At 38.0% G+C, this 21283-nt stretch carries 17 protein-coding genes; 3 read left to right on the plus strand and 14 right to left on the minus strand.

The genetic code is table 11. The annotated features are described in order from the left end of the window. The 13 genes from hypD to KHY58_RS05535 all read right to left on the minus strand — a co-directional run bounded on the left by hypD (window position 1) and on the right by KHY58_RS05535 (window position 13438). Complete coding sequence (gene hypD / locus KHY58_RS05475; protein ID WP_278472418.1) at window positions 1–1119, minus strand: hydrogenase formation protein HypD; 1119 nt, start codon at window positions 1117–1119, stop codon at window positions 1–3. After that, complete coding sequence (locus KHY58_RS05480; RefSeq protein WP_004693324.1) at window positions 1079–1330, minus strand: HypC/HybG/HupF family hydrogenase formation chaperone; 252 nt, start codon at window positions 1328–1330, stop codon at window positions 1079–1081. Before KHY58_RS05480 ends, hypD begins: the two co-directional genes overlap by 41 nt. A 233-nt stretch (window positions 1331–1563) precedes the next feature. After that, window positions 1564–3843, minus strand: coding sequence for a carbamoyltransferase HypF (hypF, locus tag KHY58_RS05485; RefSeq protein WP_119562817.1), 2280 nt, complete (start codon window positions 3841–3843; stop codon window positions 1564–1566). Between the two features lie 35 nt (window positions 3844–3878). Beyond that, entirely contained in the window at window positions 3879–5288 is a 1410-nt protein-coding gene (gene scfB / locus KHY58_RS05490) for a thioether cross-link-forming SCIFF peptide maturase (protein WP_119562816.1), read from the minus strand. A 166-nt stretch (window positions 5289–5454) separates the two neighbouring features. Then, entirely contained in the window at window positions 5455–5598 is a 144-nt protein-coding gene (gene scfA, locus KHY58_RS05495) for a six-cysteine ranthipeptide SCIFF (protein WP_004693318.1), read from the minus strand. A 100-nt stretch (window positions 5599–5698) separates the two neighbouring features. Continuing rightward, window positions 5699–6460 carry an ECF transporter S component gene (locus KHY58_RS05500; RefSeq protein WP_012864151.1) on the minus strand — a complete coding sequence of 254 codons (762 nt, stop codon included), beginning with the start codon at window positions 6458–6460 and terminating at the stop codon, window positions 5699–5701. Window positions 6461–6509: 49 nt separating this feature from the next. Next, complete coding sequence (locus KHY58_RS05505) at window positions 6510–7352, minus strand: hypothetical protein (protein WP_119562815.1); 843 nt, start codon at window positions 7350–7352, stop codon at window positions 6510–6512. After that, a complete protein-coding gene (locus KHY58_RS05510; protein WP_021147949.1) occupies window positions 7345–7749 on the minus strand; it encodes a hypothetical protein in 405 nt (134 codons plus the stop codon). The genes KHY58_RS05505 and KHY58_RS05510 overlap by 8 nt, the downstream gene beginning before the upstream one ends. A gap of 115 nt (window positions 7750–7864) precedes the next feature. Continuing rightward, on the minus strand, window positions 7865–10003 hold the full coding sequence (locus tag KHY58_RS05515) for a heavy metal translocating P-type ATPase (RefSeq protein WP_278472420.1): 2139 nt from the start codon (window positions 10001–10003) through the stop codon (window positions 7865–7867). Window positions 10004–10019: 16 nt separating this feature from the next. Next, window positions 10020–10280, minus strand: coding sequence for a DUF6110 family protein (locus KHY58_RS05520; protein WP_004697111.1), 261 nt, complete (start codon window positions 10278–10280; stop codon window positions 10020–10022). Window positions 10281–10384: 104 nt separating this feature from the next. Continuing rightward, entirely contained in the window at window positions 10385–10591 is a 207-nt protein-coding gene (locus KHY58_RS05525; protein WP_004697259.1) for a FeoB-associated Cys-rich membrane protein, read from the minus strand. Window positions 10592–10822: 231 nt separating this feature from the next. Beyond that, complete coding sequence (gene feoB / locus KHY58_RS05530) at window positions 10823–13195, minus strand: ferrous iron transport protein B (RefSeq protein WP_005387093.1); 2373 nt, start codon at window positions 13193–13195, stop codon at window positions 10823–10825. Between the two features lie 9 nt (window positions 13196–13204). After that, window positions 13205–13438: a FeoA family protein gene (locus KHY58_RS05535; protein ID WP_004697076.1), complete on the minus strand. Its 234-nt coding sequence runs from the start codon at window positions 13436–13438 to the stop codon at window positions 13205–13207. A gap of 550 nt (window positions 13439–13988) precedes the next feature. Here KHY58_RS05535 and KHY58_RS05540 point away from each other — a divergent pair. Further along, complete coding sequence (locus tag KHY58_RS05540; protein ID WP_278472422.1) at window positions 13989–15287, plus strand: DEAD/DEAH box helicase; 1299 nt, start codon at window positions 13989–13991, stop codon at window positions 15285–15287. Between the two features lie 126 nt (window positions 15288–15413). Here KHY58_RS05540 and KHY58_RS05545 read toward each other — a convergent pair whose 3' ends face one another. Then, on the minus strand, window positions 15414–17735 hold the full coding sequence (locus tag KHY58_RS05545; RefSeq protein WP_278472424.1) for a DNA topoisomerase 3: 2322 nt from the start codon (window positions 17733–17735) through the stop codon (window positions 15414–15416). A 178-nt stretch (window positions 17736–17913) separates the two neighbouring features. On the opposite strand from KHY58_RS05545, the gene KHY58_RS05550 reads away from it, so the two are divergent. Together KHY58_RS05550 and KHY58_RS05555 are read left to right on the plus strand one after the other, a co-directional pair. Then, on the plus strand, window positions 17914–19509 hold the full coding sequence (locus KHY58_RS05550; RefSeq protein ID WP_008600556.1) for a peptide chain release factor 3: 1596 nt from the start codon (window positions 17914–17916) through the stop codon (window positions 19507–19509). A 445-nt stretch (window positions 19510–19954) separates the two neighbouring features. Next, window positions 19955–21202, plus strand: coding sequence for a sodium/glutamate symporter (locus tag KHY58_RS05555; protein WP_105086586.1), 1248 nt, complete (start codon window positions 19955–19957; stop codon window positions 21200–21202). Window positions 21203–21283 lie beyond the last annotated feature (81 nt).

Consider the following 21283-nt stretch of genomic DNA (forward strand, 5'->3'; position numbering starts at 1 on the left):
TTAATCCTCCCACGTCGATCCACCACTAGAATAACCATATTTATACCATGCAGCACAGCTACCCTCTACAGATACCATACAGGCACCCACCGGATGATCTGCGGTACAGCTTTTACCAAATAACGGACATTCACTCGGTTTAATAAGGCCTTGCAAAACACGTCCACATTGACAGCCTTTAGGATCAAGAGATGGTTTATCCAAGTTAATAGGAAGGACAAGCTCTACATCATAAGCTGCATACTCACCCTTTAATGCTAAACCAGAGTTAGGAATCACACCAATACCACGCCATACATCATCGCATACTTCATATACTTCCTCGATCATAGCTTGGGCTACAGGGTTTCCCTTCTGCATAACTACAGAATGATACGTATTGCCTACCACAACATTACCAGACTCACGTTGCTCTAAAATATTAGCTATGGCAGACAATATTTCTAAGCCATCAAAGCCAGCGATACAAGATGGAATACCGTATTCTTTGGGCAAAAATCGGTATGGTTCTTCACCAATAATAACACTCACATGGCCAGGTAGAATAAATCCATCGATATGGCCTTCTTGTTTATCTAATAGTGCACGCAATGCTGGAGGCACTAATTTATGAGATACTAAGAAGAATACATTCTTAAGTCCTGTTGCGTGAACGGCTTTCACAGTAGCACATATAATCGCAATAGTCGTTTCAAAGCCAATAGCTAAGAATACTATTTTTTTTTCTGGATATTTTTTGCTAAGTTCTATTACCTCTAAAGGCGTATAAATAACATGGATATGAGCTCCTTTTGTTTGAGCTTCATTGAGACTACTATAGCTACCTGGAACCTTTAACATATCACCAAAGGTAGCAATAATAACATCCTCACGTTCTGCATAGGCTAAAGCCTTATCCATATAGGTTTGATCAGTTACACATACTGGACATCCTGGTCCACTAACAAGTTCTATGCCACTTGGCAATAATTGACGAAGACCTTCTCGGAAAATCGATACTGTATGCGTACCACAAACCTCCATAAGCCGCACAGTTTCACCAGGCTTATGAAGCGCATTGATGCGCCTTAACAAAGCATCAGCTGTGTGCTGCTTTTCCTGCAAAGTAAGCTTCTTCAAGTTCTTCTAACTCCTTAAAGGCCTCTAATGTTTTTTGAGCCTCTTCTTCATCAACAATTTGTACAGCAAAACCTGCATGAACTAACAACCAGTCCCCAACCTTTGCATCTGGTACGAGGAGCAAGCTGCAGTCACGGGTAGCACCTGTCAATTCAACGGTACCAATAGCATCATTCACAGCAATCAATTGCGCTGGTACAGCTAAGCACATATTATCTCCTTATCTATATCATTTATAACAAGTTTTATATACATTTACTTCAATAAAACAGCTCCGAAATATATGAATAAAATTAATATTATTGTATCACAGTTACACTCATTATTTAGTGATAGTGTGCACAAACAACTAGAACTTAAACTAGCTATGGAACTCACATAGATTAAACAATATTCAGGACATTACTAAATAAATTTGTCTAAGAATAAGAGCTATATGACAATTTATAATTGATTTCCTAACCACAGTTGTCCTAAAGCAAGTCCTCCATCATTAGAGGGAACCGCTTCATTCATATATAAATTACCTATATGCCACGTCTTATATATAAATTCTAATAGTTTACGATTTTGAAATACACCACCAGACATAGCCACATCACTAATATTATATCGCTCCATCAAGTCTGCAGCCGTTTCGCATAGTGCGATTGCCATTGTTTTATGAAATGAAGCGGCTAAATGAGCTCGACATTCACCACGAACAACACCATCCATAATAGATTGAACTGTAGGTGTAAAATCAAGAATATGTCCATCATAATTGTAAGCAAGTAGTGATCCTTTTTCATCACCACATAGAGTTTCTAAGGAAATGGCAATTTGTGCATCATAACTATGAACCATACCAAGACCTAATAAAGCCCCTACAGTATCAAATAATCGCCCACAGCTTGTAGCTTGAATCATGGGCATCGTAGATTGTAATGCTTTATCTAAAATTTCCCATCCCTTTGGAAGTTCTTTCATCCATTCTTGATATACAAAAGGGATATCATCGCCATAATAATTACGAATATACCATAAGGCTTGTCGCCAGGGTTCAGAAACAGCCTTTTCTCCACCAGGCAATGGAGCTGCATGAATATGTGCCAATCTCTGATATTGATTGCCTTTACAAAGGAGAAATTCTCCCCCCCATATAGTCCCATCTGGTCCATAGCCAGTACCATCCATAGCAATTCCTAGTACCAGCCCCCTTAAATTGTGTTCTGCCATAACAGACGCTATATGAGCATGATGATGCTGAACAGGTATTACAGAAAGATGGAAACTTTCACCTATTCTTTCACCTAACCGAGAAGAGAAAAACTGGGGATGACTATCTATAATAATCTTTTCTGGTTGTATAGAAAATAAATTTTTATATCGTTCAATGGTCCATTCTAAGGTTTTATGAGTAGATGCATTCTCTAAATCTCCAATATGGGGTCCTACAAGAACTTCACTACCTTTATTCACAGCAAACGCATTTTTCAAATCACTGCCCATAGCTAATATCGAAGTTTGTTCTAAACCGTCACAATGAATTGGCTCAGGTACATAGCCACGACTGCGACGAATAAATCGAGGTTTATTATTGATGACCACCACCACAGAATCATCAAGAGGAGCATAGATTTCACGATTATGAACGAGGAAATAGTCTGCTACCTCACCTAGTTCATTAAACGCTTGGTCGTCGTTATATAATACGGAATCACCACTTCTGTTACCACTGGTCATAACCCAAGCTGCATCAGAGGGCAATAACACCTCATGCATCGGTGAATAAGGCAACATCACACCCAACATATGATTGTCAGGTGCAACGTGAGGACTTAACCGAACAGAACTATTATGATTTCTTTCTAATAACACAATAGGACGTTCCATCCCCGTTAATACATCTAGTTCTACATCGTTAATATGTACTAACTCAATCGCCATATCTAGAGATCCCACCATTATTGCTAATGGTTTATGCGGTCTATTCTTCCGCTTACGTAATCGTTGTACAGCAGCATCATTTCTAGCATCGCAAACAAGATGATACCCTCCTACACCTTTTATGGCGATAATATTACCTTCATTGATCAATTCCCGCGTAGTATTCCATACATTTACCATATCTACAGCCATGCGATTTGGCTTGTATAAAGTATAACGAGGTCCACAATAAGAGCATGCATTTGGTTCAGCTCTATAACGACGCCCCTCTATATCTTCATATTCAGCCTTACAATCTTTACACATGGGGAACTCATTCATCGTCGTCCGCTCCCGATCATACGGCAAAGATTTGATTATCGTATATCGTGGGCCACAATTTGTACAATTGATGAAAGGATAGTCACGTCTGCGTTTATCCTGCTGTAGTTCTTTAATGCAGTCATCACAAGGCGCCGTATCGGCGCTAATAAACGTACTCACCGCTTCACCTAATGGAGATGGCGCTACTATAAAGTCGATTTCATCACCTTTTACAGTAAGATGTTGTACAGTTTGACTTGTAATGCGACATAAACGAGGTTGCTCCGCTTGAACAGCATCTAAAAATAGTTGCAATGCTCCTAGAGGACCTTGTATTTCAACATATACACCGCGGCTATCATTATATACAAAACCAGTTAAACCTAGAGAATGGGCACACATAGAAACAAGGGGCCGGAATCCGACCCCTTGAACTATACCGGTATAGCGAATTCCCCAGCGTTCTGTAGTTTGATTACTATTTTGTTTCATATAAACTCCTACTATACTCGGAGAATCAAGTGTAATTAACCTAATGCAACAGGAATACTTCCATCAATACCAGCTTGTTCTAATTCGGCTTGAATCATAATAGCACATTCGATGCGTTTCTTCTGTAAACGACAACCAAATTCATAAGGTGTTTCTAGATCGCCACCCAATGTAATGTTGTTAGCATGACAACCACCGGAACAGAAGAATTTCGCCCAACATTCAGCACAAGTTGGTTTGGAGAATACATGTGTATTGCGGAAATCTTTAGGAATTTCTGTATTTTGTAAACCATCATACACATTACCAAGCACGTATCCATCTTTACCTACAAATTGGTGACATGGGTAAATATCGCCATTAGGTACGACTGCCATATATTCATGACCTGCCCCACAACCGCGAAGGCGTTTCGCCATACATGGCCCACGATATAAATCCATGCGGAAGTGGAAGAAGTTAAACTTCTCACCCCAGCCTTCTAACTGGCGTTGTAAATAAATATCTGCTAATTTTTCATATTCTTTCTCTAGAGCTGGCCAATCTTCTTCACGAAGCACATAATCCCCTTCTTCACCGACAACAGGCTCCATGGACAAATGCTCAAAGCCAAGATCAGACATTGCCATAACGTCTTTAGTAAAGTCTAAGTTTTTATGAGTATATGTACCACGTACATAATATTCAAGACCGTGACGTTGTTTTACTGCGTTGATAAGGTTTTTAGCAATATATTTATAAGACTCTGCACCACTACCTGCTACTGGACGCATTGCATTATGTACAGATTCACGACCATCCAAAGACAATACTAAACTCATCTTATGTTTGTTTACATAATCGATTTTATCTTGTGTTAAAAGCATACCATTCGTAGTCAATGTAAGCTTAAATATCTTATTGTGCTTTTCTTGAATGGATTCAATGTATTCAACCGTTTGCTTAACAACATCCCAGTTCAACAATGGCTCACCACCGAAAAAGTCAATTTCGCAATGTTGGCGAGGTCCACTCATTTTAATAAGAAAGTCCACAGCTCGTTTTGCTACATCAAAGCTCATCAATTCTCGTTTAACACCGCCGTAATCACCTTGACTAGCAAAGCAATATTTGCATGCTAAATTACAATCATGAGCAATATTTAAGCATAATGCCTTAACAATAGGTTTCTCACCTACTACAAGTTTAAACTCTTTACTCATCGGTGCAAATAATTGCTCCGCTTTGATGAGCTCATCTAACTCGTCCATAATCTCATCTAGTTCTACTGCATCTTCTTTAGCATCTAACGAAGCATGTACAGCATCGCGATTAGTGCCATCATATATGTCAAGAACTCTATCGATGAGTTCGTCGATAACATGGATAATACCACTATTTACGTCTAAGCAGTAATAGTTATCCTTCATCCGAAACTTATGGATCATTGGTTTTAATTCTAACATGGTACCTCCAATTGATTTGTATGGTAAAAGCTCTAGTATATAGAACTTTCTAGATAATTGTACCACATTTCCACACTAAACGTTATAAAAAGAGTCATAAAGATATACTATACAATGTATGTCTTTAAAACATAAATAAAAAAGGCCCGCTAAGCGAGCCTCTTCATTATTTTTGTTTGCAAACTTGGTTACCAACTGTGCAGCTTGTTTTACAAGCGGATTGGCAAGATGTTTGACATTCCCCACAACCGCCAGTTTTAGCAGTTTTTTGTAAGGATTCAGTGTTGATAGTACGAATACGTTTAGCCATGATTATCCTCCTCAATACTTATCGAATGATATTTATTTTATCATATTTATAAAAAGCCTGTAAAATACTATTTCGTTATATTTTCGTCTACAACTTCAGCTTATTTGGTTTCTACCACTTCAGTTTCTCCTAATTGATGGTCTGTAACTTTTGCGTCTCGCATAGCTTCACCTTTAGTTTTCTTAGGAGCATCCTTACGCAATACTTTTCGTAAAGCCATTGCTACCGGTGTTACAATTACAGCAGCAAAAACTGCTTCTGGAATACCATGTGTAACAGACAAGAATACAATAGAGCCTAATACTTGATCTGGACTAAGATTCATTTTAAGAGCAAACATATCTGCATAGAGTAAGAAGATTAATCCCATAACCATGATCGTATGAAATACAGTCCCCATAAAAGCAGAAACAATAATACGCGGACCTTGCGGTGCTTTCCACAATAATAGATATACCAAATATGCTAATACTGGGAAAAGTATACGCGGTAATACGGAAATGATTGGATTAATAAATAGTGGGGATAAAATATTAGGAGCTGTAATATTTTGCCACAAACTATAGCAACCAAAGATAAAGCCAACAAAGGCCCCCACTTTTGGTCCTTCTACAATAGCACCAATTAGAGTTGGTACATGTAAAGTTGTTACATTTAGCGGCCCTAATGGAATAATACCATAACCAGAAAGCCCTAATGCAATAGTGATACCTGCTAGTAGACCAATAATTGTCAATTCTCGAATCGTAATGCCACTTTTTTTCTCTTTCTTGGCCTCTTTACGTTCAACTTGCTTCAGTTTTTCATTGTCGTGGATTGATACAGTTGAGTTATCATCCAATGGACGTTCAATGTTGTTCATAGATCCTCCTTCGCTCTCATTCCTTACGGATATAAGTCGAAACTAGAAATTAAATACGTTCACGGCGTCGTGAAATAATACCACGCTCTACCAATGCACCTATAATCACAGCGCCACCTGTCATACCAGCTTCTAATAAAGTTGGAGTTACAAACACTAGTGGATTACCTTGGTACGTTGGAAAAACGGTGGGAACTAAAGATAAAATAAATTCTGGAATATAACCACCATACAAGATATGGGCGTTCATAGCAAGCCATATGCTTGCAGTAATAATGATACGCAACAAACGTACACCCTTATATGCTAAATCTCTTGGATACAAATAGAATACAAAGACCAATAAAGAAACTAATAATAATACAAGTTCAGCAAATAATATATTTACATTCATGGATGATGCATACATAAAATATACCATCGGATCTTGTAAATCTATATATAGGATTGAGCCAATATACAAGAACGGAATCGGTATAGTATAGGCAATTATATCTAATGCTTCATCAATCATACCCCATCGATAAGTACGATTGAAAAACTTCGTAGCTAATAAACCACATAACTCAATGAGAACTTGAACGATAAAATACACCACAAATAAAAGTAATGCTTTTGCTAATCCATTATCTACATTAAAGCTAAATGGTGTATGAAGAAACGAAAATACCATCCACCAAGCCCAACTATAAGCATGATACCCCATGCTTAGCGGTAAATCATCGTTAAACTTGGCATTCTTTAGTCGTCGCACCATAATTGGTATGACTAGCGACAAAACTGGAAACACTAAAATGGATAATGATAATGCCCCACTTAATGAAAGTACTGTTGTAATAGCACTTACAAAAAGTGAACAAATTAACGTAAATAGCCAAAAACTTTTATTCATTACAGCCTCCCACTAATCGAGTTAAGCCATAAGCTATAAGCAAGCTAAATGTGACACTTAAATACATAGCTAATAAAAAGGCTATATCACGACCTACTGTTGGCCATCCCCACAACATGGATAAATCAACACCTAAAAAAATACCTTTATAGCTGATACCATGAACGACAACCCAACTCACTACATAAGCAATGCGACTTATAGATTTACCATCATCAAAGGTACTGCTTTTAAATGATAAATAGGCCCAAGGCATACATAAGGATAACAACAAATACCATACTAGTGCTACGGTCGCACTCGATCCATTATGAATCATATACGCAATAATAGGAATTACTACGATAAATATATTCAAGTAGATGGATCTTTTACAAATATCTATTAATGTGTTCATAAAGATCTCCTATGATATGTAATCTCTTTGTATTTTACAATAATCATAGATAAATGTCATCAAAAAAGAAAAACCTCCACACCGGTAAATGATTACCAAGTATGGAGGTCTTTAATTAAGCTACTACAGAGTCAGCTGTTACATCAATTGTAGGAACAGTTTCCTTTTGTTCTTCTTTCTTCAACAATGGAGTCATGCTTTCTAAGCCGATACCCAATGTGAATAGATTATGCAACCATGCTGTTTGGCTTGGCGGCATAATACCGAGTACACCACCACCTACAAGAGCACCATTGAAACCAACGATACCATTGTAATTTGCTTTGATGCGTTTCATCAATGCCATAGAAATGCGGCGTAAATCTACAAGAGCTTGTAAGTTATCGGAAGAAATAGTAACGTTCGCAATCTTTTGAGCGATTGGAGCACCTTCATTCATCGCAATACCTACATGAGCTTCAGAAATAGCTGGGGAGTCATTGATGCCATCCCCTACCATCATTACTGTATAGCCTTCAGCTTTTGCTTGTTTTACATAAGCTGCTTTATCTTCTGGTAATACTTCAGCATGCACTTCATCAATACCGAGTTCGTCAGCTACACGTTGTGCATTACGTTTGGAGTCGCCAGTCATCATGACAACCTTTTTAATGCCCAAAGTATGTAAATCAGCTATAACTTGTTTTGCTTCCTCACGAACAGGGTCTTTAATACAAATAACCGCTGCTAATGTACCCCCAATAGCGAGGTAAATATGGGAAGATGAATTTGGTAAATTGTTGAATTTTTCTTGTTCATCTGTAGGAATTTTTGTCTTTTCATCATCAAAGATGTAGTGAGCACTACCAATGCGTACACGGTAGCGACCGACTTTAGATGCAATACCATGAGCTACAACGTATTCTACATCGGAATGCATTTCCTTGTGAGGCAAGTCATGATCCTTAGCAGCGCGTACAATTGCTTTTGCCATGGAGTGAGGGAAATGTTCCTCAATACATGCAGCTAATTTCAACATTTCATCTGCATCATGACCGTTGAACGGGATGATTTGTTCAAACTCAGGTTCTGCTTTTGTAAGAGTACCAGTTTTATCGAACACAATCATATCTGCTTGTGCAATTTGTTCTAAGAACTTACCACCTTTAACAGTGATACCGCGTTTAGATGCTTCTTGCATAGCGGAAAGTACTGACAATGGAATAGATAATTTTAGAGCACAAGAGAAGTCAACCATAACGAAAGACAATGCTTTCATTACATTTCGAGTCAACAAATATGTTAAACCAGCACCAATAAAGCTAATTGAAACTAATTTATCTGCCATGCGGTATGCTTGTTGTTCCATACCAGATTTCATTTGTTCAGACTCTTCAATAAGGTTAACGATTTTTTCGTAACGAGATGTTTTGGATGTACTACGTACTTCTACAATAGCTTTACCGTCTTCTACAACAGTACCTGCATATACAGAACTATCTTTATCGCGGCGAACCGCTTCTGGTTCACCAGTCATGGAGCTTTCATTAACAAGAACAACACCATCGATAACGACGCCATCCAATGGAATCACTTCGCCTTGACGAATGATAATTTGATCGCCTGCCACAACTTCGTTAACTGGCTTGCTCACTTCAATGTCATCAACTAAAACCCATACTTTATCTACGTTCAAGGACATGCTTTGAGCGAGATTTAATACAGATTTACGGTGAGTCCATTCTTCTAAGATATCACCAATACCTAATAGGTACATAACAGCGCCAGCTGTAGGGTAATCCTTTTGAAGTAATGCAGCACCAATAGCTACACCATCAAGTACTTCGACAGTTAACTTACGTTGCCACAATGTTTTAATAGCCTTACCAATAAATTTAATACCATCAAACCAAGCCCATGCAGCTGCAATAGGCGCAGGAAGCACTGCTTTTTTACCTAAGTAAAGTGCAGTACGGTTGATCATCATTTCACGGTATTTTTTATTTACCAAGCGAGGAGAATATTCGTTTAAAGCAGGAGCTTCAGACAAATCTAAATCGCGTAGACCTAGCACTGCATCACGCACAGCATCAACATCGCCAGTATGTTTAATGGCGATTTGACTGCTACGAGTGTAGAAGGTTACATCTACAATTGCATCATTAAGGAGTAATGTATCCTCTACATAAGCTGCTTCAGCCTCTGTAAAGTGATGACCAGTTACCTTAACATGCAAGCGATTTCTGAGTTTTTTTACTACAGAAAATTGTAACATATGTGCAATCCTCTAATTATTTGTTTTCTTCAAAGATTTCTTCGTTGCGTGCTTCGTTGATTTCTTGAGCTTCTGCCAATACATCAGATGCGGATGCTTGTACTTTTTCAGCTGTTTCTAATACAGTTTCTTTAGCGCGAAGACCAGCTGCTACGATACCAGCATATACTTTTTTAGCATCTTTAGAAGTTAATACTTTAAGACCTACAGTACCCAATGCAAGACCTGCTGCGAATAAGTTAGCGTTTTTAAGATTTTTTTGATCGATGTTGAACATGATAATATTCCTTTCTACTAAATATGATAAAAAATTTAATTACTATATTTGAAAAGAGGAGCCATTATAGAGACCCCTCATTCAAATTCAGAATTCGTATTAGCTTACTTAGCAGTACGTTTAATGCCTAGTGCTTTATTGGAACCATCACAGCTGCAGTTACCACCGCAACCAGAAGATTTTTTAGAGCCAGACTTGGAGCTACCGCCACCACAGCCACAGCCACCTTTACCAGACATTTGTTTGTAAAATTTATTACCGATATAAGCTAATGCTAATACAACTATGAGTCCTATAACAAGATTATCCATTATTATGCCTCTTTCTCAATATCTACTAAATTATAATATGTGTATTAGTGATAAACAAGATAAAAGCAATATCTAAAGGATATTTCCCTTTTCTCATTATCATTTAACCACGAATATTGATAATTATCAAGTATTATTTTTAAATTACTTATAACAAAATCGCAATTTTTAAATTCATTTTTGTTTAAAGAATCTAAAGGTGGCTAAACTCTCCTATTTAGCGACTCTAGATTAGAAACCTAATGCGCGACCAATGTTATAGAAGATGAAACATGCAATCCATGCAAATGTATTTTCATAGCAGAACATGAATGCAACCCATTTCCAAGAACCTGTTTCACGTTTGATAACAGCTAATGTTGCCAAACAAGGTGGGTAAATTAATACGAACAACATCATTGTTAATGCAATCAATGGTGAGAAGTTTGGATCATTTTGTAAGTAATCAGTCAATGGAGCTGGATTTTTATCATCACCACCTACTGCATATACTGTACCCAATGTAGAAATTACTACCTCTTTAGCCGCTAAACCAGCTACGAGAGATAAGCCCATTTTCCAGTCGAAGCCCAATGGTTCAAGTACTGGGTTGATTGCTTTACCAAAGGATGCTGCATAGGATTGTTCAATTTTTTCAGCAGCTTGTTCTTTATCAAGTTTGTCATTTTCAGCATCTAAGTTAGCACTGTTTTTATACATTGCCCATGCTGCTGGGAACAAGTCTTTATTTTCATCTTTAATATCATTGAATAATTCAGGTGCTTCAGAATCATCCTCTACTGCTACTTCAGGTTCATCTTCTCCTGCTTGCTTAGCAGCATCAGTAGCATCTTGTACAGTAGATTTCATATCTTCAACAATTTTATCAACTGCATCTTTTTGGTCATCTGTAGCAATACCGAATTGAGATAATGTAGCTGCATCTTTTACTTCATACTCTTGAGCAACTTGTTCTTTCACTGCATCATAATCTTTGGAGTATTCTACATCCATTGGATATGCAGTGATGAACCAAATCAAGATGGAAGCAGCCATAATGAAAGTACCGGCTTTAATGATGTACAATTTAGCACGTTCATACATGTGCATCCATGTAGCTTTCAATGTAGGCAAATGATATGGAGGTAATTCCATTACAAATGGTTCTGCTTCACCAGCAAATAAGAACTTACGGAAAATTTTTGCAAAGATAATACCGAAGATGATACCCAAGAAGTATACAGAGAATACAACTAAAGTACTATCCCAACCATTTGGGAAGAACGCATTTGCAAATAAGATATACACTGGCAAACGTGCAGAACAACTCATGAATGGTGTAATCAAAATCGTAACCATTCGATCCTTGTAGTTGTCGAGGATACGGGCACCCATTACGGATGGTACGGAACAACCGAAACCCAATAATAAAGGAATAAAGGATTTACCATGTAAGCCACATGCGCGCATTACACGGTCAATAACGAAGGCTGCACGAGCCATATAACCTGTATCTTCCAAGAAAGAAATGCCAAGGAAGAGTAATAAAATTAATGGTAAGAATGAAAGTACCGCACCTACGCCGGCAATAATACCATCAGATACGAGTGACTGTAATTGGCCCTCTGGAATAGTCTGAACCGCATAAGCTTGTAATGCAGCGAAACCATCCTCGATCCAACCTTGAGGAATACCACCAACGAAGTTAACGAACGCAAACAATAAGTACATAACAACCATGAAGATTGGTAAGCCCCAAATTCGATGCGTTAAGATTTTGTCATAACGGTCAGAGCGTGTTTCCAATTGAGTTGGCGCTTGTGTTAAACATGTATTATATACTTCTACTGCAAAGCGGTGACGATATTCTTGGAAGACAATATCAAGATCAACTTGATCCTTAATTTCTTCACGAATAGCTTCAGCCTTTTGAATAACAGCTTCCGTATTATCAAAGCGCATAACTTTGCCAATAACGTCAGCATCTTTTTCTAACAACTTAACAGCAATCCAACGAAGTGGATATGTAACAGTGCCCGCTTGTTTTAGCAATTCTACAAGCTCACTAATTTTACCTTCTAACAAATCACCATAGTTAATTGTTACACCAGGAGCTTTTTGAGAAGCAGCTACACTAATTATTGCTTCTAACAAGTCTTTTGTACCAATGTTTGTACGACCTACTGTGCTAACAATTGTAGCCCCTGTCATTTCTGCCATTTTTTTTAGGTCGTATTTGATGCCCATTTCTTCAGCAACGTCAGCCATGTTTAGAGCAATAACCATTGGCTTTTCAAGTTCCAATAATTGTGCAGCTAAATATAAGTTACGTTCCAAGTTAGATGCATCAAGAACATTAACAATAACATCTGGGTTATCATTTACGATAACATTACGCGCTACTAACTCATCCAAGGAACGTGCAGTTAAGCTATATGTACCTGGTAAGTCAATAAACAATAACTCATGGCCATCAAAGTTCGTATGGCCTTCCTTTTTTTCTACTGTAACGCCGGCATAGTTACCAACGTGTTGCTTCGCCCCTGTGATATTGTTAAACATTGTAGTTTTACCACAGTTAGGGTTACCTGCTAAGGCAATGCGAATTTGCCCATTTTCTGCCATGTGAACCTCCTATTGAACCTCTACATCAATCATGCCAGCTTCGCTTGTACGAAGTGCTAATTCAAAGTTTTTTACTTTGATTTCCACCGGATCCCCCAAAGGGGCAAACTTCATAACATGGATTTTTGTACCATTTACAAGACCCATGTCAATTAGACGATGCTTAACATTACCACTGCCATGTAGTGCAACAATAAGACCAGACTCACCTGGTTTCATGTCTTTTAACTTTTTGATAGCCATACGACACCTCCTAATTATTGTACCTAACAACCTCATATTAAACACACCAAATAATAATGCGTATTAATATCTTAAATTATTATATCAAAGAAATCATTAATTTCAACAATTATTATCATTTTTTTGGTAATTTTCTATCTCATATATATATTTTTTTCTCATATTAAATATGAGGATTGATTTATCAATCCTCCATGAACCCCTATATGGTATGGTAGCATTCGCGCTGTCACCAATAAAAAAAGAATACCTAAAAAATAAGAATCACTACTAAGATAATCATTATTGATAATTTAATCATTCTCATTTATATTTTTAAAATTTATTCAAATATAAATATTTTAATGTTTTTTATTCTCATAAACATCTATCTACATCGTCATTTCTTAATCTATTATCAATTAGTATCTTTAACAATCGCATCATTAGTTTTACAAATTTACTATAGCGCCATGCAAAATTAGTACGCTATGTAATGATTCAATTTATTTGCCCCTACTATGTGCATAAGGTATAATTAATATAATATGTATTATAGAAAGGACGATCCATGAAATCTTTTAAATCTCTAGGCGTTTGTGATGAACTCATCCAAGCCCTTCAAAAACAAGGTATCAAGGAGCCAACTCCAATTCAAGAACAAGCCATTCCTGTTGTATTTAAAGGGAATGATGTTATAGCAAAAGCTCAAACAGGCACAGGCAAAACATTAGCCTTCTTATTGCCGATTCTACAACGTGTTCACACTGATGTGCATCAAGAACAAGTGCTCATCATTGCACCTACCCGTGAGCTTGTAAAACAAATTTCCGATGAGGCAAAAGAAATAGGTTCTATTTTAAATGTAGACATCCTCCCTCTCATCGGCGGTAAAACGATTGAAGCACAGTTACAACAATTAGGACGTCGCCCTCAAGTTATTTTAGGCACTCCTGGTCGCCTATTGGATCACGCAAAACGGGGTTCACTCCACTTAGATTGCATTCGTCGTGTCGTACTCGATGAAGCTGACCAAATGCTTCACATGGGATTCTTACCGGACATTGAAAACCTCATTAGTCAAACAGATGCTAATAGACAACTTTTACTATTCTCTGCAACAATTCCTGATAAGATTAGAAATCTTGCAAAAGCGTATATGTCTAAACCGGCTTCTGTAACAGCTGAGGGTAAACATGTAACACTTGAATCTATCGATCAACGCGTATACATGATGAACACAGAAGAAAAAACGCAACGTCTCATCAAAATGATCGAAGAAGACAACCCATTCTTAGCAATTGTGTTCTGTAATAAGCGTGAAGGTGCTGTTCGCTTATCCTATGAGTTAACTGCAGCAGGCCTAAATATTGCTGAAATGCATGGCGATTTGACACAAGGTCGACGCACTCAAATATTACGTGATTTCGCAAAAGCTAAAACACAAATCTTAGTAGCTACAGATATTGCGGCTCGCGGCATTGACATCGAAGGCATTACACATGTTTATAACTACGACGTACCACGCGACGTAGATTACTATATCCACCGTATTGGCCGTACTGGTCGTGCAGGCAACTCTGGTGTAGCTGTTACATTTGCTACACCGCAAGATGAATCTTGGTTACGTCGTATTGAGCGCGCCATCCAAGCAACGCTTACTAAATACACTAAAGATGGACAAATTAAGACTAAAGGTAATGCAAGTGCGGCACCTAAACGTGCAAAAGTATCTGGCAAACCTAAGATTACAAGTTCCTATCAATCTACAAAGGCTAAAGCTCATAAAGCACGAGGCCACAAAGGCTCCAATACACGCCAACGCCGCGCTTCTACGTCTCAGACTGGGCGTCGTGGCAAACGCAGATAAAATTCAGCTTAATATCCTAAACTAAATGAAGAAATTTTTCTTCTACAAAAGCAGTTTTAAACAAAAAAGACGCGTACAGCTTAGCTGTGCGCGTCTTTTTATTATTTACAATAAAAACAATCATTTCTAAGTAATGTTAGATTTGTTAACATAAATACTCGGTACCCCATCTACATCAGAACATTGGGTCTTACATTGAGATAGATTACTACAAATCCAGTTCGTTCGACCTCTCGCCTCTTGTTTCACAAAGTAACCTACTTTACATCTAGGGCATTTATATTGTTTATCTTCATCAGATACTTCAATATTATCTTCAATACTAGAAACAGCCCCTACTACTGGCTGAGTATGTTTACAAGTAGGATAATTTGTACAGCCTAAAAAGGCACCAAATTTACCATTCCGCTGTTGCAAACGGCCCTTTTTACACTTAGGACATACAGGCAATGAAGACAAGTCTACGCTTTCATTATCCATAAGGCGTTTACGATTTTGGCTCGTTATAGTTCGAACCACATTTGGCATCATTTGATCAGAGTTTATTACTTTATCAAAATCAAGTTTATCAATTAATAATTTTAAAAACTTAATTTGATCTGCTAAGAAGGAATCTAATGTATCCTCTCCTTCGCTCATAAGTGCTAAGCGTTCTTCCCAAACAGCTGTTTCATCAGGATAAAGCAGCTCTTCTGGCAGAGCATCTACTAAGAGATAGCCCGTTTCCGTTGGAGATAAGACTTGCTTCTTCCCTGACGTTTTCATAAAGCCTCGACTGATAAGCTCATCAATTATGTTTGCCCGCGTTGCTTCTGTACCAATACCAGATACAGCCTTTAATTGTTTTTTCAAATCTTCATTTTTTACGAATTTATGAATTTCCTTCATCGCTTGTAGTAATGTGGACGGCGTAAAACGGGATGGTGGCTTTGTTTGTTTAGCCTCTACAGAAGAATCCGTATATAAAACAGTATCGTTCTTTTTAACTGCTGGCAAGTGGTCCGTTTCTTCAATAATCTCTTTTTTAGGGTCTGACTCAGCCCCACGCTCATCGGTTAGATCGGGCTCGTCATTGTCCGTCGTAGATTTAGACTTATGTCGTTTATAAAGCAATTTCCATCCTTCTTCGATAACTACACGACCATTAGCTACAAACTCTTCCTTACATTGTTCTACTACAATTTTAGTTTGCTCGTAAATATGTTCCCCATAAAATTGAGCAATATAAGCTTGACTGATGAGGAAATAAATATTTCGCTCCTCTTGGGACAAACTATTTATATTACAAGCCACCGTTGTAGGAATAATAGCATGATGGGCGGTAATTTTCTTTTCATTCCAAGCACGGCTCTTAATAGAACGATCTGCATCGGCAGCCCACTGTGCTAATCTCTCATCACCTGCATTTTGTAGATTGTTGAGGATTGCATTGCGATCATCATATTGATTGGGTGGTAAATATTCACAATCAGAACGTGGATAGGTAGTTAATTTCTTTTCGTATAATTTTTGCGCTGTATCAAGTACAGTCTGTGGATCATAAGAAAAGGCTTTACCTGCCAATACTTGTAAGGATGATAAGGATAAAGGCAATCGTTGTACATCTTTTTTCTTAGACTTTGTAACACCTTTAATAAAACCGTCTGGTCCAGCTTGTAAACGTTCTACTAATTCATCAGCAATAGCTTTATTAATGAGTCGTCCATCTGGGTCAAGCCCCTTTTGTTCGTCTGTAGGCTGCCAAGTGGCCCAAAACACCCCATTAGGATGGTTATATAATACCTTTACAGTAAAATAGTCTACTGGTTTAAATGCAGCTAACTCTCGTTCTCTACGTACAACAAGAGCTAATGTTGGCGTCTTTACGCGACCAATTGGCAATGTTACCTTATTACCTTTATAACGTTCAGATAATGTATATGCCCGAGATAAATTCATCCCAATGAGCCAGTCTGCCCGTGCTCTTGCCAATGCAGATTGATATAGATTGTGAAAGTCCTTGTTATCTCTCAAATCATCGAGGGCGGAACGAATAGATTTTTCATCGAGGGCATTTAATAGAATACGCTGCACTGGTTTTGTATTGCCTACATAGTACAAAACTTCGTCAACTAAAAGTTGACCTTCTCGATCCGGGTCACCTGCGTTGACAATGACATCTGCTTTACTAATAAGGTCTTTTACAATTTCAAACTGTTGACGGCTGCTATCTGTGACAAGCAATTTCCACTCATCGGGCACGATAGGAAGATCTTGAGGGCGCCAACGGATATATTTATCATCGTAATCTCCTGGCTCAGCCTGATGCAATACATGACCTACTACCCAAGTCACCACATCATCCCCTTGGATAAAATAACCATTCCGTTTTTGGATATTCTTATTTTCTGGTAAGCATTTACTGATTTCGCGAGCCATGGATGGCTTTTCTGCAATAAATAACCGCATGGATCCCCTCCTTAACCTGAAGATAACGGCTAACCCCAAGCCGTTCTATGAAATCTCATTATACTACAATTTAGTGGTCATAACTAGAAAAATCATGTATAATTTTTACGATATATAGACTGTGAAAGTAAAACCTAAAGATTTATCTGCTTTCACAACACATTAATAGAGGTGAATCATGACATTTTTAGAAGAAGTACAACGTCGCCGTACGTTTGCTATCATATCTCACCCGGATGCGGGTAAAACAACATTAACGGAAAAATTACTATTATATGGTGGTGCCATTCACTTAGCCGGGTCCGTAAAGTCTCGTAAAACTGCAAAACACGCCGTATCCGACTGGATGGAAATTGAGAAACAACGTGGTATCTCTGTAACGAGCTCCGTGTTGCAATTTGACTACGACGGTTGCCGCGTAAACATCCTCGACACCCCTGGTCACCAAGACTTCTCAGAAGATACATACCGTACATTGATGGCTGCCGACAGTGCAGTCATGCTTATCGACGTAGCAAAAGGCGTAGAGGCCCAAACAAAGAAACTATTTGCTGTATCAAAAGAACGCGGTATTCCTATCTTTACATTTGTTAACAAAATTGACCATTTCGGTCGCAGTCCATTCGATCTAATGGAAGAAATCGAAAATGTTCTCGGCATCCGTACGTGCCCTATGAACTGGCCTATCGGTATCAACGGCGAATACAAAGGCGTCTACGATAGAGAGCACGAAACTATCGAACTCTTTGCAAAAGACGAAACTCATGGTCAAGAAAAACTTGCATCCGAAAAAGGTGCTTTAACGGATCCGCGCATGAAAGAGCTATTAGGTGACGATGTATACCAAGCATTGCTCGACGATATTGAGTTGCTAGACGTTGCTGGCGATCCATTCGATTTCGATAAAGTTCGTGCTGGTGAATTGACCCCTATGTTTTTTGGTTCTGCTATGACGAACTTCGGGGTAAAACCATTCTTAGAAAAATTCTTGGAACTAGCTCCATCCCCTGCTCCACGACAAGCGATAGAGGAAATGGTACAACCCACTAGCGAAGACTTCTCTGCTCTAGTATTTAAAATCCAAGCAAATATGGACCCGAACCACCATGACCGTATCGTATTTATGCGTATCTGCTCAGGTAAATTCGAAAAAGGTATGTCCGTATTACACCGCCAATCTAATAAAACAATCCGTCTATCTCAGCCTCAACAATTCTTGGCTACGGAACGTACCATCGTAGAAGATGCGTACCCAGGCGATATTATCGGTGTTTTTGATGCAGGTACTATGGGGGTAGGCGATACACTTTGTGCACAAAAACACAAAGTAACTTTCGGTGACTTCCCTGTATTCCCTCCGGAATTCTTTGCCCGCGTATCCCCAAAGGATACTATGAAACGTAAACAGTTCCAAAAAGGTATGACTCAATTGGCTCAAGAAGGAGCTGTTCAAATCTTTGAACAACCAGGCGCCCTTGATTCCTTCGTAGTCGGTGCCGTAGGTATGCTTCAATTTGAAGTTCTTGAGTACCGCCTCAAAAATGAATATGGTGTAGATTTATTAAATCATACTTTGCCATATGGTGTTGCTCGTTGGATTGACGGCGAAGTTGATATTGCATCCTTGAAAGGTATAGATAATGCGATGATTGTAAAAGATAATCGCGATCGCACCGTAGTTCTTATCTCTAACGAATGGCAAATGGGTTGGGTTCAAGAGCGTAATCCGGATGTAACATTCTTAACGGCCCCTAAATTACACCATGAGCTATAACGCCTAATTAACTTATTGCTAGGTCTATACATTTTAGTTATATCTTAACATGCATTTATAGAGCGAATTTATCACCATATATAATTTAGAGTCTTACTAAATCAACATAAAAATATTAAGTTTTAGAACTGGAGTATATTTTATATGATTATAAATATAAAAAATATATTCCAGTTTATTTTTTTATAACAAGAAGGAAAATCACAGATTTAAGTCGAATACATATAGTATGATTATGTACATAAGTAATATATATTATTACTTTTCTATATTTATATGTATAATCATAAAATTAGTTTTATTAATATTATTGTTTTTTGTGTTGTTATGAGTGTTTAAAGATAAAAATATAAACTTTTTATACGTTATATATTCTATAGTATTTTTTGACCATTCATGATACCATAAAACTCAGATTTATTTTTTATTTTAAAGGAGTGATTTTATGCCACTTATTGACTTAGCCTTAGTCAACAATGTATGGACCTTAAAACTGTCCATGATTCAAACTGTAGGTCTTGCCGTAATTACCTTATTCATCGGTACTTGGATCAATAAGCATTCCAAGTTCTTACAACGTATGTGTATGCCTGCACCAGCGGTAGGTGCTCTTCCATTTGCATTTTTAACTGCTATTTTATCTTATTATAAGATCTTAAACATTACCTTTGAAGGTTCCTTACAAACATTTTTAATGCTTGCCTTCTTTACCACGATTGGTTTAATGGCATCTTTAAAAGTCCTCAAAAAGGGCGGTATCTTCATTATTTTCTTCTTCTTAGCTTGTGCAGTGTGGATTGTAGTACAAAATACTGCAGGTATTATGATTGCCAAAGCATTAGGGATTGAGCCGATTATCGGCATCATGGCAGGTTCTGTATCTATGATTGGCGGCCTTGGTACAGCTGGTGCCTTTGGTCCATATTACGAGCAATTACTTGGTATCCCTGGTACCGCTTCCGCAGCAGTTGCAGCTGCAACATTTGGCATGGTAGCTGGTACAATCCTCGGTGCGCCTGTAGGTGAACGCATTATTAAAATGCATAAAGTTAAAACCCCTTATGAAAATCCTGAGCTAATGGAGGATGAAGGCATCGATATGATCGAAGATCACGTTGAAAGTGGTGGCAAACAGTTCAACTCTCAAGATCTTTTAACAATTTGTATGTGGATTGGCCTTGCATTAGGCATCGGTACCATCGTAAGTGCTGGATTATCTGTTCTTACTCCACTACCTGCATATATTGGTGCTATGATTTGTGCAGCAGTAATTCGTAACTTTGGTGATTTTACTAAAGCATACAAAATCAACGATGCAGCTCTTGATGCAGTATCTAATGTAGCATTATCATTATTCGTAACAATGGCTATCAACAGCTTAAAGTTAGTTCAATTAATTGATCTTGCTTTACCACTTATTACAATCTTAGTTGTACAAATGGCACTTATCTGTGTATTTGCATACCTTATTTACTTCCTCTTTGGTCGCAACTACGATGCAGTCATGCTTGGTTCCGGAGCTATCGGTTTCGGTTTAGGTGCTACACCAAACGCATTAGTTAACATGTTATCCTTAGCAAGTAAACACGGTCCATCCCCTCGTGCCTGGCTCGTAGTTTCCTTAGTAGGTGCCTTCTTAATCGACTTTGCAAATGCTTTCCTCATTACAACCATGGCTGGCATTCTTTACTAACTAAAAAGGACCCATTTGGGTCCTTTTTTCATGAAAAAGAGCTTATTGAAATGATATTTTATCAGTCCAATAAGCTCTTTA

The organism is Veillonella parvula (assembly GCF_018366295.1).
GTDB lineage: Bacteria > Bacillota > Negativicutes > Veillonellales > Veillonellaceae > Veillonella > Veillonella parvula_P.